The sequence below is a fragment of the Acidovorax sp. Root275 genome, from assembly GCF_001428965.1.
GTDB lineage: Bacteria > Pseudomonadota > Gammaproteobacteria > Burkholderiales > Burkholderiaceae_C > Acidovorax > Acidovorax radicis.
Window position 1 is genome coordinate 574079 of the sequence record NZ_LMJH01000010.1, and the last position, 15478, is coordinate 589556.

General features: G+C 60.8%; 15 protein-coding genes. All 15 read right to left on the reverse strand.

The annotated features are described in order from the left end of the window. Positions 1–41: 41 nt before the first annotated feature. Positions 42–1493 carry a sensor histidine kinase gene (locus tag ASE52_RS21950; protein ID WP_010462542.1) on the reverse strand — a complete coding sequence of 484 codons (1452 nt, stop codon included), beginning with the start codon at positions 1491–1493 and terminating at the stop codon, positions 42–44. Between the two features lie 88 nt (positions 1494–1581). Then, positions 1582–2274, reverse strand: a complete 693-nt coding sequence (locus ASE52_RS21955) for a response regulator transcription factor (RefSeq protein WP_057229207.1) — start codon at positions 2272–2274, stop codon at positions 1582–1584. 158 nt (positions 2275–2432) lie between these two features. Then, entirely contained in the window at positions 2433–3323 is an 891-nt protein-coding gene (gene argB, locus ASE52_RS21960; protein WP_010462547.1) for an acetylglutamate kinase, read from the reverse strand. Positions 3324–3407: 84 nt separating this feature from the next. After that, positions 3408–4511: a glycosyltransferase gene (locus ASE52_RS21965; RefSeq protein WP_057229210.1), complete on the reverse strand. Its 1104-nt coding sequence runs from the start codon at positions 4509–4511 to the stop codon at positions 3408–3410. A 220-nt stretch (positions 4512–4731) separates the two neighbouring features. Continuing rightward, a complete protein-coding gene (locus ASE52_RS21970) occupies positions 4732–5436 on the reverse strand; it encodes a lytic transglycosylase domain-containing protein (RefSeq protein WP_198928145.1) in 705 nt (234 codons plus the stop codon). Next, positions 5433–6017 carry an acyltransferase gene (locus ASE52_RS21975; RefSeq protein ID WP_057229212.1) on the reverse strand — a complete coding sequence of 195 codons (585 nt, stop codon included), beginning with the start codon at positions 6015–6017 and terminating at the stop codon, positions 5433–5435. Before ASE52_RS21975 ends, ASE52_RS21970 begins: the two co-directional genes overlap by 4 nt. A gap of 62 nt (positions 6018–6079) precedes the next feature. After that, positions 6080–7096 (reverse strand): class I SAM-dependent methyltransferase, encoded by a 1017-nt coding sequence (locus tag ASE52_RS21980; protein ID WP_057229214.1) that lies wholly within the window; start codon positions 7094–7096, stop codon positions 6080–6082. Next, entirely contained in the window at positions 7093–7995 is a 903-nt protein-coding gene (locus ASE52_RS21985; protein WP_198928146.1) for a hypothetical protein, read from the reverse strand. Before ASE52_RS21985 ends, ASE52_RS21980 begins: the two co-directional genes overlap by 4 nt. Continuing rightward, entirely contained in the window at positions 7992–9215 is a 1224-nt protein-coding gene (locus ASE52_RS21990) for an ABC transporter ATP-binding protein (protein ID WP_057229218.1), read from the reverse strand. Before ASE52_RS21990 ends, ASE52_RS21985 begins: the two co-directional genes overlap by 4 nt. 4 nt (positions 9216–9219) lie before the next feature. After that, positions 9220–10062, reverse strand: coding sequence for an ABC transporter permease (locus ASE52_RS21995; RefSeq protein WP_347230965.1), 843 nt, complete (start codon positions 10060–10062; stop codon positions 9220–9222). Further along, a complete protein-coding gene (locus ASE52_RS22000; RefSeq protein WP_010462561.1) occupies positions 10041–10961 on the reverse strand; it encodes an NAD-dependent epimerase/dehydratase family protein in 921 nt (306 codons plus the stop codon). The genes ASE52_RS21995 and ASE52_RS22000 overlap by 22 nt, the downstream gene beginning before the upstream one ends. Beyond that, positions 10961–12184 (reverse strand): glycosyltransferase family 4 protein, encoded by a 1224-nt coding sequence (locus ASE52_RS22005; RefSeq protein ID WP_198928147.1) that lies wholly within the window; start codon positions 12182–12184, stop codon positions 10961–10963. The genes ASE52_RS22000 and ASE52_RS22005 overlap by 1 nt, the downstream gene beginning before the upstream one ends. 2 nt (positions 12185–12186) lie before the next feature. Continuing rightward, the gene (locus ASE52_RS22010; protein WP_082606985.1) at positions 12187–13164 is read right to left on the reverse strand and encodes a glycosyltransferase family 2 protein; all 978 of its coding nucleotides are present in this window, start codon (positions 13162–13164) and stop codon (positions 12187–12189) included. A gap of 166 nt (positions 13165–13330) precedes the next feature. Beyond that, complete coding sequence (locus ASE52_RS22015) at positions 13331–14224, reverse strand: peptidylprolyl isomerase (RefSeq protein ID WP_241777076.1); 894 nt, start codon at positions 14222–14224, stop codon at positions 13331–13333. 20 nt (positions 14225–14244) lie between these two features. Continuing rightward, on the reverse strand, positions 14245–15474 hold the full coding sequence (locus ASE52_RS25860) for a VCBS repeat-containing protein (protein WP_140426314.1): 1230 nt from the start codon (positions 15472–15474) through the stop codon (positions 14245–14247). Positions 15475–15478 lie beyond the last annotated feature (4 nt).

Below are 15478 nucleotides of genomic sequence, written 5' to 3' on the forward strand. Positions count from 1 at the left end.
GGCCGTGCAGGCACAGGCCGGGATGGCGCCGCAGCCCCGCTTTACAGCGGAAACACCACAGTCACCAGCAGGCCGTGCCCCTGCGGACCGGCGCCCAGCGTGAGGGAGGCGCGGTGCACGCGCGCGATTTCGTCGGCAATGGCCAGCCCCAGCCCGGTACCCTCACCCACCGTGCCTGGCACCCGGTAAAACCGTTGCATGACACGGCCCCGTTCGGCATCGGGCACACCCGGTCCGTCGTCTTCCACCTCGATGAACACGCGTGGAGGCCCCGCGCGCCACTGGCGCATGCCGCAGCGTATGGTGACAATGCCACCCGCCGGGGTATACTTGATGGCGTTGTCCACCAGGTTGGACAGCAATTCGCGCAGCAGCCAGCCATGTCCGGTGACATGCACAGGCTGGACTTCCAGGCCCAGGTCCAGTCCTTTGCCGGTGGCCGGGTCAAGAAAGGTCTCCAGCAAGGTTTCGCACAGGTCCTTGAGGTCTACGCGCTGGGGCGGCTGCGCGTCCAGGCTGCGCGCATCGGCGCGCGACAGTGCCAGCAGCTGGTGGGCGAGCTGTGAGGTGCGCCGCGTGGCATTGCGCAGCTTCTCAATCTGGTCAACTCCTAAAACAATAGCACCTTTCGCATGTCCATCATGCGCTAGCGGCACTTTTCCATCAAAACTTGGCAACGACACCCGGGGTGGCGCCGCCGCCTTGGCCATCATGGCCCAGGCTTCGACCTGCGCCTGCAGGCCTGCCAGCGGGGTGCGCAGCTGGTGCGCCGCGTCGGCCACAAAGCGGCGCTGCCCTTCCGCCTGCGCGTTGACCAGCGCAAACAGGCGGTTGAGGGAATGCACGAGCGGGCGCACCTCGGCGGGCGAAGAGGCTTCGTCGATGGGGCTCAGGTCACGCGGCGAGCGGTGCTCCACCGCTTCGGCCAAATCCACCAGCGGTTTGAACGCCCGGCCCACCGCCCAGTGGATGGCCAGCGCGGCAGCGGCCACCAGCACCAGGTTGGGCAGCAGCACCCGCAGCAGGAGCTGCTGCGCCCACTGCTGGCGCGGGTCCGACCCGTCGGCCAGCGCCACCACCATTTCGCCGGCCCCGGTGCGGCCGCGCTGCACGGCCACCCGGTAGGTCACGCCGCCAAACTCGACGCTGTGGAACTCCGGCGCTTGCGTGGTGGGCACGGCCCCGTGCACCCAGTCATCGCCCAGCAGCAGACGGCCAGAGATATCGCGCACGCTGTATCCGGCAAAGCCAGTGTTCTGCCGCAGAAACTCTTCCACCGGTGGTGCCAGCAACAACAGGGGCGGCTCGTTGTCACGGATCGACGGGGCCAGCACCGAATCGGCCAGCGCGGGCAATAGCCGCAGCAGGCGCTGGTCATGCCGCCCGGCGGCCTCGTCGGCGGAGCGGTAGTCCAGCCACACACCCACAAGGGCCAGCGCGCACAAGGGCAGCACCAGCAAAAGCAGCAGCCGGTTGCGCAGATCGGAGGTCATGGCGCGCAGGCGAGGCCGTTGCGAGGGGGTGGTCCGATCCAGCGCCGTCATCATCTTCACCGAAGGGTTTCAGCCTGACCGATTCCACTCAGGCAGTCTGGAGCTCAAGCCGATAGCCGAACCCGCGAATCGACCGGAGCGCCACGCCGTGGGGCTCCAGCTTGCCGCGCAGGCGGGACACATACACCTCCACCGCGTTGGGCGTGATCTCCTTGTCCCAGCCCGTCAGGGCCTGCAGGAGCTTGTCCTTGCTGGCTGGCTTGGGGGCATTGATGAGCAGGTACTCCAGCACGGTCCATTCACGGGGGCCGAGTTCGATGACCTGTTCCCCGTCCCCGGTGCGGATGCTTGCACGGCGGCCGGCCGTGTCCAGCTCCAGTGGGCCAAAGCTCAGGACCGCCGTGGTGGCGGCCTGCGAGCGGCGCAGCAGGGCGCGCAGCCTTGCCAGCAGTTCAGGCAACTCAAAGGGTTTGACCATGTAGTCATCGGCCCCCAGGTCCAGTCCCTGCACGCGGTCGTGCAACGCGTCGCGCGCAGTGAGGATCAGCACCGGCAGGGCCGGGGTTGCCATGTCGGTGCGGCGCAGGCGCCGGGTGAGCTCCAGCCCATCCATGGCCGGCAAGCCGATGTCGATGATGGCAGCGTCGAACGACTCGGTACGCAGCACCTCTTCGGCACGCTCACCGCTTCCAACCCAATCCACGGCATACCCCGCATCGGTCAGCCCCAGCTTGATGCCACTGGCCACCATGACGTCGTCTTCGACCAGCAACAGCCGCATGTCAGTGGCCCCCTGGGTTGCGTGAGGCCCGCAGCCAACGACACTGGCGCGGCAAAGACCAGTGCCACCGTGGAACTGGCTCTGCCAGGCCACTGGTGGCGTCCCGCTCCCGAGAAACGAGAGAGGGGGAAGACGCGACGCGGCTCAGGGAGTGCATTTCAATGGCTGCGGATCATGGTGCCGTAGGCCTGGTCCGTCAGGATTTCGAGCAGCATGGCGTGCGGCACGCGGCCATCGATGATGTGCACCGCCTGCACACCCGCCCGGGCGGCATCCAGCGCACCGGCAATCTTGGGCAACATGCCGCCGGAGATGGTGCCATCGGCAAACAGCGCGTCGATCTCGCGGGCGGTCAGGTCGGTAAGCAGATTACCCGCCTTGTCCAGTACGCCGGGCGTGTTGGTCAACAGCATCAGTTTTTCAGCCTGCAGCACCGTGGCCAGCTTGCTGGCCACTACGTCGGCGTTGATGTTGTAGCTCTCGTTGTTCTCGCCAAAACCGATGGGGCTGATGACGGGAATGAAGGCGTCGTCCTGCAGCGCCTTGACCACGCTGGGGTCGATGGACACGATATCCCCCACCTGCCCCACATCGTGCTCAATGGATGGGTTCTTGTTGTCCACCATCTTGAGCTTTTGCGCGCGGATCATCCCGCCGTCGCGCCCCGTCAGGCCCACGGCCTTGCCCCCGGCCTGGTTGATCAGGCCCACGATGTCCTGCTGCACCTCGCCGGCCAGCACCCACTCAACCACTTCCATGGTCTCGGCATCTGTGACGCGCATGCCCTGGATGAACTCGCCCTTCTTGCCCAGGCGGTTCAGGGCCGTCTCGATCTGCGGGCCGCCGCCATGCACCACCACGGGGTTCATGCCCACGAGCTTGAGCAGCACCACGTCTTCGGCAAAGTCGGCCTGCAGCGCAGGGTCAGTCATGGCGTTGCCGCCATACTTGATGACCATGGTCTTGCCATGGAATTTGCGGATATAGGGCAGCGCCTGGGCCAGGATTTCAGCCTTGTCGCGTGGGGCAATCGAAAGAAGGTCGGTCATGGAGGCGGGCCATCCAGAGAAAACGGTAAGGCGCAAATTGTGCCGCATTCGCGCGGCGTGCTGGGTTTGCCAGCGTACCCGCCGTCAGTGACGCAACCAGTTGGGCACCTTGAAACGCACAATGGCCAGATAAGCCATCACATAGCTGATGACGAACAGGCCGCAAAATGCCATCAGCAGCGGGGTATTGCTCCAGAACAGCACCGCAGGGACCACAGTCAGCAGGGTAAAGCCCCAGAGGTAGGGGGAGGTGCGGTTGTTGCGCATCAGTACCCTGCGCGATTCGTCGTCATGGAAGACGCCTCGCACGATACGGCGGTAGATCAACTGATGAAAGTGCAACGCATCGGCCACGCCAGGAGACACCCCCCGCACGGTCTTGCGGTAGATCGAGAAGATCGTTTCCCACACGGGGTAGATCAGCAAAAGCATCGGGAACCACGGCGACACATCCGCGTTGCGCTGCACCAGGGAAATGCTGGCCAGGGCAATCACGCCACCCCACACGTAGGCACCGCCATCCCCCGCGAACAACATGCCGCGCGGGTAGTTCCAGACCAGAAAACCGCCCGTCGCCGCTGCTGTGGACACCAACAGGGCAGCCAGTGCACGGTCTCCCACTTGCAGGGCCACGTGGGCCAGAGCCAGGCAGACGATGAGGGCCACCATGCCAGCCAGGCCGTTGTAGCCATCGATGATGTTGAACGCATGGGGAAGCCCCGCAACGGCCAGGACAACAACCGCAACGCCGAGCCACGGTGCAGCGGCCAGCAGGGCGTCCAGCCAAGGCCACCCCATGCGCGGCAAGGTCAGATCCAGCAGGATCACCGCCAGAGCACCCGATGCGCCGGTCAGACTTAACCGGTATCGCACAGACAGGCGCTGGGTCATGTCCTCCGCGATACCCCCCAGCGCGGCCGGCAGCAAGGCCACCAGCCAGCCCCCCACCCAAGCCCCGAGCTTGAGCGAGCCGGGGTCCCCCCAATGGGTGGATTGCAGGACACCGAGACCCCAGCTGCACCCGATGCCCAGCAGCAACGCGGCACCGCCCAGACGGGGAACGTCCCCCAGATGAAAGCGCTGGGGCATGCCATTGCCATAGACGGAAGCATGGCTGTGCATCCACCGCACGATGAACCCTGCCGCCAACGCTGCCACGATGAATGCCACCACAGATAACCAGATCATGAGCGGCCGATGGTACCCGCACTCGGACAAGGCGCCTGTAAGAAAGCGCTAGCCGGCCGCCCCTCTGCTGGATGCTTGGGCACGTTGGTGTGGAATATTGCCATTTGGTGCGGAGAACCCTGCGGAAAGAAGCCACAAAGATCTGCGACCGAGATCAGCCTAACCCTCGGCAGCTCCCAGCAGGCCATGGCAAGGTTCACGTGGTCAAAAACCTGGCGCGCTACCGAAGCATGCCACGGTAAAAACGCATCACCTTTTCCACATACTGCTGTGTTTCGGGATACGGTGGGATTCGCCGACCATGCTTGATCACAGCACCTTCACCAGCGTTGTAAGCAGCCAGCGCCAGCTCCTTGTCGCCATCAAACATGCGCAGCAGATCGGCGAGGTAGCGGGTGCCAATCTGCGCATTCACCTTGGGCTCCATCGCAGCATGCTCTCCTTCCGAGGATGGGCGCGCAGCAACCCCATAGCGTTCGGCCGTTGCGGGCATGACCTGCATCAGCCCCAGTGCACCTTTGCGCGAAACGGCCTTTACATTGAAAGCCGACTCTGCAGCGGCAACGGCAATCACAAAGGCTGGGTCTAGCGACTGCGCCACTGCCGCTGCTTCCAGGTGCTGCTTGACGTCGTCGTAGCCCGAAAACTGCAGTGCAGAAGGACCACGATCCTTGCCCTTCATCACCGAAACAGGTGGCACACGGTTGAGCCAGATCACGCCCCGCGATGCGGCGGAAGGGGGCACATTGCCGATGTGGGTCACGCCGTCCCCATCCACAAACTCCCACACTTGGTCGGCCCAAGAGGACGGCAGCAGTCCCAACAGCAAGAAAACCGAAAGCACGGCGCCGCGTAGGCTTGGCGCTTCACGAAACAGGCGCTCAGCGCCTTCAACCCCCTGGCAAAACACACTTTTTGTTGTCATTTGATCTCGCGTTCTTGGCGAAAGAAACGTTTCAGTTCAGCACCGGCCCGTTGAAACCAGGGGGTGGGAGTCTCCGCTACGGGCCATGCATCCCCCTTCCTTGAACGGATCAGCCGAGCGGGCATGCCTGCTGCCACCATCCCCGCAGGCACGTCCTGCCGCACCAGCGCCCCCGCTGCCACCACGGCACCCCGGCCAATGGTGACACCCTCCAGGACAATGGCACCCGCACCTATCCAGGCGCCATCTTCTACAACGATTTTTGCCCGGGTGATACGGTTGCGCGCAATGACAGAATCACCTTCATCGATGGCGTGGCCTGCAGACAGCAGCTTGGCATGGGGACCAATCAGGACATCGTCGCCAATCTCCAGACCACCCTCACCAGACAGGTACCCACCCACGTTAACGATGGTGCGGGCGCCGATGTGGATACCCACGCAGGGGTCTGCCACCACATCCCCCAGCACCAGCCGTGTCTGGGCGTAGATGCTGACGCCATCGGCCAAGCACAACACATCGGCGCGTTGCCCAAACCGCATGACGGAAACGGACGGGTCGATCCGGCAATCGACGCCCATTCGGTCCACACCTGCGTGTGACGTAGCGAAATCTGGAATTCCCAGCAGCATGTCCGTCGCGCTCAATGGCTGTGATGCGAACCCATGAGCCTGCGCCAACGGCTGCGCCAAGCACGGTCAGTCAGCTCCGCCGTCCTGGCCTGCAACTCTATTCGCGTCTTTGCTAGCTCCGACTCCACCGCGGCCTTTTCGGAACGCAGCGAATCCCCACCTGTGCGCAACGCGTTGATCTCTTGCTGCAGTTTCGCAATGACTTCCTTGGCTTCCGCAAAGGCCTTCTGATGCTCAAGCAGCGAGGCTCTTTCGCGCTGGTGCAGCACCGTGAGGGCCTGCAACTCATCACGCATGCTGTCCACCATGCCCCGGGCCTCTTTCAGCTCCCATGTCGGGGCATCCACAGAAGGAGTGACCATCACCATCCACTGGTAGACATCGAAGTCCTGCCACCCTGCCATCAACGCCTGCCGCTGGTCGCCAGACAGCGCACTCCAGTGCCCCGCAAATTCACTGCATTCGACAGGCACCCTGTTGGCTTCCCAGACTCTTGGAGCCCACCCACAGTCCAGCAGCACCTTTTCGATGCTGCGTTTGGTAAAGAAGTGAACATGGGTTCTGTCTAACTGCCCTTTGTCGGAATAGTCGAAGATCCCGCTGCGCATTGCAGCCAGCACCCCGGCATAGGCAATATTCGGGACGGAAATCAGCAGACAACCCATGGGAGCGACAAATTCGCTCAACCGTTGCAATACGTCTTCCGGTTTTCTGAGGTGCTCCAGCACATCACAGGCCATCACCGTATCAAACTGCCGACCCTTGACCGCATCCAGCCAGTCAGCCCCATCCAGGTTTCCGGAGATGATCTCCACATCCAATGTCTTGAGCACGTCCAGTGCCTCGGGGTCGTTTTCCACCACCGTGACCCGATGGCCTCGCGCCAGCAAAACCCGGGTCATGGCGCCAGGCCCCGGCCCAAGCTCCAGCACCGAGCCTCCGCCAGACGGTACGCGGCGCAGCAAGCGGGCAGCCCATTCCTCGCCGTCCGGGTCGAATGCGTAGTCGTATCGCTCAATATTGGTCATGGATTTCCCTCCGCCTTTGGCCCCGGTTCCGGTTGCCACATCTGATCCCACAGCCCCCACTGCCACCAAGCCCAGGGTCGGGCCTGCACATCCTGTTCAAGCCGCTGAATGACTTTATCCATCGCCTCCCTGGGATCTTCCGACAATGGTTCCACGACAACCTCCAGGCGGTCAGGGCGCCGCGAATAAGTCACAGCATGCAGCAGCGGCACGCCCGTGGATTGCGCCAAGCGCTCAATACCAGTGGGCAGGTTCAGTCGCCCGCCCAGAAAAGGACTACCGCGCAGACGGCCAAACTCGGGCCGCCATGCATCCGCCAGAATGACCCACCCTTGCCCCGCCCGCAGGCTTTCATGCACCGAGCGTAGCCCTTCACTGGTGGTATGCCATTTTCCACCGGTCACCTCGGTATAGCCCTGAATTTTCCGCAGCAAAAACCGGCGCTGCGCCACCGCAAGCTCCGGGTTGTCCAAGACCGGCATGGTCAGGACATTGGTGGCAATCCCCTCTCTTGCCAAGGCAACCGGAGCAGTCAAAAGCCGGTCATAGTGATTCAGAACCAGGATAAAGCCCTTGCCTTGGCGGACCAACTCCTTGGCGAATTCCGCACCCTGCAGGTCAATGGCCGGTCCCCCGGGACGGCCCAGGCGGCTGAACGCCATGGCATCCACCATCTCCTGCGCCAACATCGCCAGATGGGCACGCGCCCATTGCACATGCTGCTCTGCCGTCGCTTGGGGGAACACCCGCGCGAACAGATTTTCAAGCCAGAGCAGCAGGTGCTCGCGCTCGGTCGCCGACTCGCCACGCCCCACCCGCCCGGCCAGCCTCCAGGGCAAGGTTGTAGGCAGTCGGGCAATGCAGGGGAAAAGCAGGTCCAGGGACCAGGCACGGGTCATTCCGCCAGCACCCACTCGTGCTCCAACCAAGCGACACCAAACTCGCGGTGCTTCTGATTCAGGACGGTAAAGGGCTGGATCAGCTCGGCCATGTCCAGCACCTGGATGCCCGAATCATCCAGGACATACACACTCCACAGGTATTCACCCGACAGCAGTGGCAATCGTGGAAATCTGGCACGAATACGGTGGCTGCCGATGCCCTGCAGCGGCGTGCCATCAGCACGGAACTGCGTGCTGGTACCAAACACGTTGTCCTTGTCGGGGCGAACGATCGCAAACAGTACATGAAACGGCGCATCCCCATAGGACTCGATTTCAATCTCCACCGACAGATCCTGGAACGAATCCACCTGTGCCGGATTGATGCCGTCCCCGGTCTCGATCGTCAGTCCCGCGATTTTTACCAGAGGGGCGCCCGATGATGCGACGGCTGTGGGCTGTGCAGCGGCGTCCTTCTTTTCAGCCTCATGGGCCTCAACCCGCAGATGGGCATACCTGCGCCGCTCATGGGATTCGTAGGCAGTCACCACATCCTCGGTGGCACCAATCGCCTGCACGTGGCCGCCATGAATCCAGGCGGCCCGCTGGCATAGGCTTCTCACTTGGTACAGGTTGTGGGAGCAGAAAAGCACCGTCGCGCCCCGCTCGCGCAGCTCCAGAATGCGGTTTAGGCTTTTCTTCTGAAAGTGCAGGTCGCCCACTGACAGGGCCTCGTCCACGATCAATACATCCGGGTCAATGGCGGTTGCGGCGGCAAAAGCCAAGCGCATGAACATGCCCGAGGAGTAGGTCTTCACCGGCCGTTCAAGCGTTTCTCTGGTCAGCTCCGAGAATGCCGTAGCTCGGACAATGAAGTCCTCCATGGTCAAACCCTCCAGGCCATGCAGCGCGGCCATGAAGCGGATGTTGTCGTAGCCCGACTCCTCGGGATGAAAGCCCGCGCCCAGCTCCAGCAACGCGGCAACGCGACCTTCTTGTGACACCTGCCCACGGGTGGGGCGGATAGTGCCTGCGGCAATCTTCAACAAGGTGCTTTTGCCAGCACCGTTCTCGCCGATGAGGCCAAACGTTTCACCCGCCTGTACTTCAAAATCCACACCCGTCAAAGCTACGTGAACGCGGTGGCGCTGCTTGCGTGTCACCCACTCCCACAGCCGGTCCTGCGGACGGCTGTAAACCATGTAGGTCTTTTCAATGCCCTCAAAGCGTATCGTCATGGCTTTACAAGGCCTCGCCCAATGCAGACTTCATCGAGCGAAAGAACCACCATCCGCCGCCACCGAGCAAGACCACCCACACAACCAGAGCGAGGGGTGTTCCCGATGGCACCGGCATGTGCAATACAGTGCTCTGCACCATAAGCACCAAGCACGCCACCGGATTGAAGAGAAACCAATTGTGGAACTTCTCTGGCACCTGGGACAACGGGTAGACAACAGGCGTCAGGTAGAACCAAAGCTGCAGCGCAAAGGCCACCATGGAACCCACATCCCGCCACAGGAAATGGGCCATGCTCAGCAACAGCGTGAGGCCAAAGGTCAGGGCAATCTGGGCCAGCACCAGCACCGGCAACCAAGCCAGCGACGCATACGGCCCCACGCCCTGCGCAACGGACAGAATGAGCAACAACCCATACCCAATGCCCAGGACCAATAGACTGCCCCCCACCGACACGGCGGGCAGAATCTCCGCAGGCATGGGCTGTTTGCGCAAAAAGTCCTCATATGCGGCCAAAGACCCCACGCCTCGCCCGATTGCATCTGTAAAGGGCAACCACACGGCCAGCCCTGCCAAAAGGTGCAGCAGATAGCCGTTGCTGACATCCAGCCCAGGCACACGCACCGCCAAGACCAGACCGAAAAGAACGTAAAAAATTGCCAACGTGGCGAGAGGCTGGACAAAAGCCCAAGCAAAACCCAACACCGAACCGGCGTAGCGGGTCTTGAACTCGCGCACCATCCAATATCGCCAAAGCACCCACAACTGGCGCGGGTTGCGTGGCGCTGCCGATGACACCGCTGTGGAGTGGGAAGCTGGGCGCGTCATGCTACCGTCCGTAGCCATTCGACCGACTTGGCCACCCCATCCTCGAAAGCCATCGTTGGTTTCCAGAGCAGTTCTTTCTGGGCACGCTGAATATCCAGCACGTTGACCGGTGGATCAAAGGGACGCGCCGAAAACACGCGCCGCTCTACGGTACGCCCCAGTAATTGTTCCAGGGTACGGACAATGTCATTCACACTGTGCCCGGCTCCGCCCCCAATGTTGAAAATACGGGTCTCGCCCTCATGGCGCGCCGCAGCTGCAAATGCATGCCCCACATCAGCGGCATAGACGAAATCTCGTACCACGGACCCGTCCCCCCATACATCCAGCGGCTGTGAACGGAGCGCACGGTGTGCAAAAACAGCAATCACACCCTGGACACCATGGGGCTGTTGCCACTCGCCGTAAGGATTGCTCAAACGCAGAATCCTGCATGGCAGACCATGCTGAGCCTCCTCTATGCGCAAGTGGTGCTCAATCGCCAATTTGGTTGCCCCGTAGGCGCCCATCGGCATCGTAGGGTGAGACTCGCACAAAGGCACAGATTGCGGCCGTCCGTACACAGCCCCGCCGGATGACGCGAACAGCAGCTTGGGCCGCGCAGCCTTTTTGCGCAGTGCTTGAAGTAGGCGCAACGTACCTACCAAATTGGTCTGCACGTCCTGGATGGGATCCTCACTGGCCGTGGCCGGCACGGTGGAGGATGCCAGATGAACAATCACATCCGCACCACCCACCACATCCCACCAAGACGAGAGGTCAAAGCAGTCGGCCTGTACTTCACCGGCTAGCCAAGGCGCACTACCCGCGGCCGGCAATGAACGGTCTACCGACCACACCTCAGCGCCTTCCGACGCCATGGCACGTCCAATATGGCGGCCTAGAAACCCAGCACCTCCCAGAATCGCGCAACGCATCAAAAAATCTCCCGCTGATCCTGGGCGCGCGCGTGCAGCAGGGCCGCTTCAAAGTCCTTTGCAACCATTTCCCACGTCTGCGCCCGCGCGAACCTCTCGGCACGTTCGCTCAGTGCGTGGCGCCGTTCGTCATCCCGCAGCAGCTCACAAACAGCATCCGCGAGCCCCTCAGGGGAAGACTCTGCCAAAACGGCCACCTCCTCATTGAGCAGCCACTCCACATTGGGGCCTCGGTTGGAAACCACGGCGCAACCGGAGGCCATCAGTTCCAGGGGCAACAGGGATGCGTTCGTGAGCGATAGAACCAGCGCCACGTCACACTGGCTGTAAAGATCCGGCAGGTCATCCAGCGCCACCGTGCCACAGCCCAGGTGCGGAAACGGAATGTGATAGCCGGCAGTGTCCCAGCCTGCCAGCACAAACTGCACCTCAGGCATGCGCTCCCACACCGCGTTCAGCACCAGGAGGCCTATTTCAAACGCCCTGCGGGGCGTGGGGGGGCGCGCGTAGAAAAATACCCGACGAATCTCCGGTTCCCTGCGCGGCAGGCGTCGATAGCGCTCGAGCTCCACGCCAAAACCTACAGAGTGAGTGGCCATGCCATAGTCGTTCGCCAGCTTGCTGGCCAGCCAGCCACCCGCCGTGATACCGAAAAATCCGAAGTGGTAAGTGTTCTGTGCCAGCACCGACTCGGACCCCACGGGATAGAAATGTGGCTCGTAATCCTGCACAAAATACAGCTTGTGCATGGCGCCCGTGAAGGCACGTACTGCATATGCCGTGTCCCAGCCAGTGGCAAGAGCAAACTCGCACGGCGGCAGATCGTCCAGACCCAACAGAATCTGCGCCTGCAGCGGGAAAAAATTTTTTCGGATGGACTCTCGAGCCTCCTGCGCATCGTGGTGCATGACGGGCTTGCCAATCACGATGCTTGAGGCGTAGCCCATCTGCTCCAGATGCCAGATGGTGCGAAAGATGTTCAGATGTCCACCGGACCCGACGTTGAAATCAGGAATGAACCACAGCAGAGTTCCCCGCTTGGCCTCACCGGGCTGGGCAGGCAGAACATAGGGGAGGGCAAAGTCGTAGTGTCGAAAGACATCCACATACCGTCCTGGCCCTTGGCGGAGGCGACGTACCACCGCGCGAAGAGCGGCAAAGACGCCTTCTTTGCGCGCCATTTCTTTCACACGCCATATCTTTTTTGACAGATTCAGCGCCATGGTCACACGGCTCCTGCGCGCTGCAATTGCTCATCGCGCGACACAGAGCGCAATAGCCATGTGGGCAGACGGTCGTGCCGCGTACCCAGATATTGGCCTGCAACCCGGGCCATTTCAATAAAACCCATGTAGACGGCATTCTTGAAGAGGCGCCAGCCGCGCAAACCACCGTTGCGCAACCAGCCGAGGTCTCGCTTCGCCAAGTACACACCAGACCTCAAGGCCTGCAAGAGACTGCCCTGGATGCGGTAGCCAAAATAGAGATTAAACGAACGCGCTTCGTCGAAATTGCGCTGCAGCGTTTCCCAGACACCAAAATCATGTGAGTGATAGACCACCGCGTCTGGCACAAAGGCCTTCGCGTGCCCAGCCTCAATGGCGCGCAGCGCCCATGTCTGGTCCTCAGCAAACGCGACCTCGGGCAACGGCAGTTGCTCCCACACGGAGCGGCGGATACAGGAGTTGTTGCTGGAAAAAAAATGCAGCCACTGGCGATAGCCAGGGTCGTTGGCAAATCGGGCACGGTCTTCGAGACGGACCACTGAAAGCTTATCCCCGAAACCTGCAAAATGTTGGTTCAGTTCGCAATGGGTGACGTGCCGAGCCTGGGGATGCGCCCGATGAGGGCCAAAAGCCCCCGCCACACTCGGATCAATATCGCAGCCTTGCACCATGTTGGCAAGCCATTGCGGGCTGGCCGGCCGCGCGTCTTGTGTGATGAACACAAGAAACTGTCCCTTTGCCATGGAAGCCATCAAATTGCGGGTACGCCCATGGCCAAACTCCGAAGCTGGAATGCTCTCTACATGGATACCACGCTGACGAGCACATTCCACAGAATCATCGGATGACCCGGAATCGACCACGATGACCTCGAACGGCCAAGGGGCCTGCTGGGAGAGAACAGCATCCAGCACTTCACCCAGCAAGGGCCCTCCGTTCTTGACGGGGATCAACACGGAGGCGCGTATTTCAGTCATTGGCAGAGTTGCAGGGATCTCACTAGGAAGGTGGCGCCACGCGCCTGATCGTCAAATTGCACATTTTCGGCAACAAGGCCCCAGCAATTCGCAAAACCGATCATTGTACTGTGCCCCTCCAAACCAAGCTCGACCACCACACCCCGGCTGCTGACATTGACAGCGACTATTTGGCTGCAGGCTGCTTAAAGAACAGCGCTCTGATCGCAACGTTATCCAGTTCAACACCGTATTTCGCAAACAAGTCGCTTCGAACTTTCTTAACCCCCTCCTGGCGACAGAAGGACATGGCACGGGCGGGCACAGACACCGCAACCTCCGCCCAAGCCAACTGACGTCCCTCACGTTTTTCATTCACCTTGAAAAGATAGGCAAAATCCCCTTCACGCAATGGCCCCACCATCTCCCCTTGTTTTGTCGTAGCCAAAACACGCAACACGCTGGCATCTTCGTCAAAGAGGGTAATCCACCCCAAATCGCCTTGAGTATCCAGCTTGTACACAGCCTCTGCTTGCTTGACCAGATCATCAAACGACTTCTTCCCAGAGGCAACAGCTTCCGCCTCTTTCATAAGCCAAGCTGCAGCAGGCTCACCCTCCAGGGTCTCGGATGCAGGAAGAATCACACGACTCAGCCGAGCCATCGGCGGCACCCGGAATGCCTGAGGATGGTCATTGAAAAACTGACGCGATGCCTTCTCGTCGGCAGGAGGTGCACATGCAGGAACCAATTTGGAATAGACAGCTTGTGCATAGACATCATCAAAACGCTGCCCCTCCTTTCCCTCTGGGCGCGGCTCCCCCATCCGCGCGCCCTCCAGGGATAGCACTCGTACCGCGGCCATTTCCCGCAATACGGTTTGTACACCCCAAACATTGCGACTGGACGCACGCAGATCTACCCGCTTCTCCACATAGGCCGAAAAGTCATCTTGACTAATCGTTTCACCATTGGATAAACGAACCAACGTCTCCGACGCATTTGCCAGCGAGGCAGTAGCGACCGCAACACACATTACAAAGACTCGAGTCCAGCCCAGATTGCACAAAGAAGGGGTCATAGAAATATCCAAAAAATAACTCACAGGCGTTCGGCAGCACGATCCCAAATGGGGCCGTAGATCACATCCACGACGGCATCGACGGAATTCAGCACTACCAGATCTCGCTCGCCATCTCCGTCTAAATCGATGAGCTGCAAACCCGTAGAGAACCCACTGGTCTTTATCCAGCGCGTTTCCAGCACTTTGGCATCAGCATCAAGGCGCTGAAGGTACATCTTTCCATCTTCAGCCCACACCACCAAATCGTCAGACAGTGGAGCAACAGCAACACTGCCCGTCAGAGGTGACTGTATGTATTGGAGTTCCCCGCTTTGCATGTTGATACGGGCATTGCGCGCCCCCGTTTCCAAAGCTACATACAACCATTGACCGGAAGGCGAAGGGCGGGCATGGCGAGCGATGGCACCAAAAGTAGCAAGCACCCTGGGGGTAGCCAAGAGGTCTGAATCCGAAACCGCAACCACCTTGCGGTCGTCAAGGCACGCTACGGCAAACCCACCACTTTGAGTGCCGGGTATTTTATTTACGCGCGTAGGATGCCACGGAGCCTCACACCATCGTACCTTTTTTGATACAGCCGCCTGACGGTTGTCTTCGTGCCAATCGATCCAGGCCACCTCCTTTCCGCTGTAAGGTGTGGCCAACATCTTGTATTGGCCTTGCGACGCACTGACCAAGATGACATCACGTGGGGCAAAACCTACAGGCGCTTGATGGACCCGCACCAGGCGCCCCCCTTCCACCCGGAAGATATCGAGACTGCCCGTAGCCTCAACAGCGGCAGCCACCAGAGTGTCCGACAACCACACCGCAGAATCCGGATGATAAGCCACTGGTTGGCGGTCCAGCTGTCGAGAAGCTCTTCCATTGAGTTGGTGCAGCACCACCCTTCCCTCTTCATGTTCGACCAACACGAAGCGGCACTCGCCCTTGGCGAAACAACGTACCTCCCCCCCCCAGACCATGGGAGCTTCAATGACAATTCGATCAGAAGCCCCTTGAGTTACCGGCGCCTTGGCAGGAGGAGGAACCCCCACCCCTTCAACAGATACAGGCTGCATCTGGCAACCCACTAGACCCCAAACACCCAGCACCGCGAGAAGTCGAAAAGGAACAGAGCAAGACAATTTCATAAAGACCCCAGACATGCAAAAAAAATGGCGCCGAAAGGCGCCATTTTTTAGAGCAGCCCCAATGGGGCCGCATATTTTTCTTTTTACACACCGTGCAAGCACCGTGTGTTTCAAGAAA

What these genes read in the sequence shown, in the direction of transcription:
- ASE52_RS21950 (WP_010462542.1), bottom strand. Translation starts at nt 1,493, where the DNA reads ATGACCTCCGATCTGCGCAACCGGCTGCTGCTTTTGCTGGTGCTGCCC.
- ASE52_RS21955 (WP_057229207.1), bottom strand. Translation starts at nt 2,274, where the DNA reads ATGCGGCTGTTGCTGGTCGAAGACGACGTCATGGTGGCCAGTGGCATC.
- argB (WP_010462547.1), bottom strand. Translation starts at nt 3,323, where the DNA reads ATGACCGACCTTCTTTCGATTGCCCCACGCGACAAGGCTGAAATCCTG.
- ASE52_RS21965 (WP_057229210.1), bottom strand. Translation starts at nt 4,511, where the DNA reads ATGATCTGGTTATCTGTGGTGGCATTCATCGTGGCAGCGTTGGCGGCA.
- ASE52_RS21970 (WP_198928145.1), bottom strand. Translation starts at nt 5,436, where the DNA reads ATGACAACAAAAAGTGTGTTTTGCCAGGGGGTTGAAGGCGCTGAGCGC.
- ASE52_RS21975 (WP_057229212.1), bottom strand. Translation starts at nt 6,017, where the DNA reads ATGGGCGTCGATTGCCGGATCGACCCGTCCGTTTCCGTCATGCGGTTT.
- ASE52_RS21980 (WP_057229214.1), bottom strand. Translation starts at nt 7,096, where the DNA reads ATGACCAATATTGAGCGATACGACTACGCATTCGACCCGGACGGCGAG.
- ASE52_RS21985 (WP_198928146.1), bottom strand. Translation starts at nt 7,995, where the DNA reads ATGACCCGTGCCTGGTCCCTGGACCTGCTTTTCCCCTGCATTGCCCGA.
- ASE52_RS21990 (WP_057229218.1), bottom strand. Translation starts at nt 9,215, where the DNA reads ATGACGATACGCTTTGAGGGCATTGAAAAGACCTACATGGTTTACAGC.
- ASE52_RS21995 (WP_347230965.1), bottom strand. Translation starts at nt 10,062, where the DNA reads ATGGCTACGGACGGTAGCATGACGCGCCCAGCTTCCCACTCCACAGCG.
- ASE52_RS22000 (WP_010462561.1), bottom strand. Translation starts at nt 10,961, where the DNA reads ATGCGTTGCGCGATTCTGGGAGGTGCTGGGTTTCTAGGCCGCCATATT.
- ASE52_RS22005 (WP_198928147.1), bottom strand. Translation starts at nt 12,184, where the DNA reads ATGGCGCTGAATCTGTCAAAAAAGATATGGCGTGTGAAAGAAATGGCG.
- ASE52_RS22010 (WP_082606985.1), bottom strand. Translation starts at nt 13,164, where the DNA reads ATGACTGAAATACGCGCCTCCGTGTTGATCCCCGTCAAGAACGGAGGG.
- ASE52_RS22015 (WP_241777076.1), bottom strand. Translation starts at nt 14,224, where the DNA reads ATGACCCCTTCTTTGTGCAATCTGGGCTGGACTCGAGTCTTTGTAATG.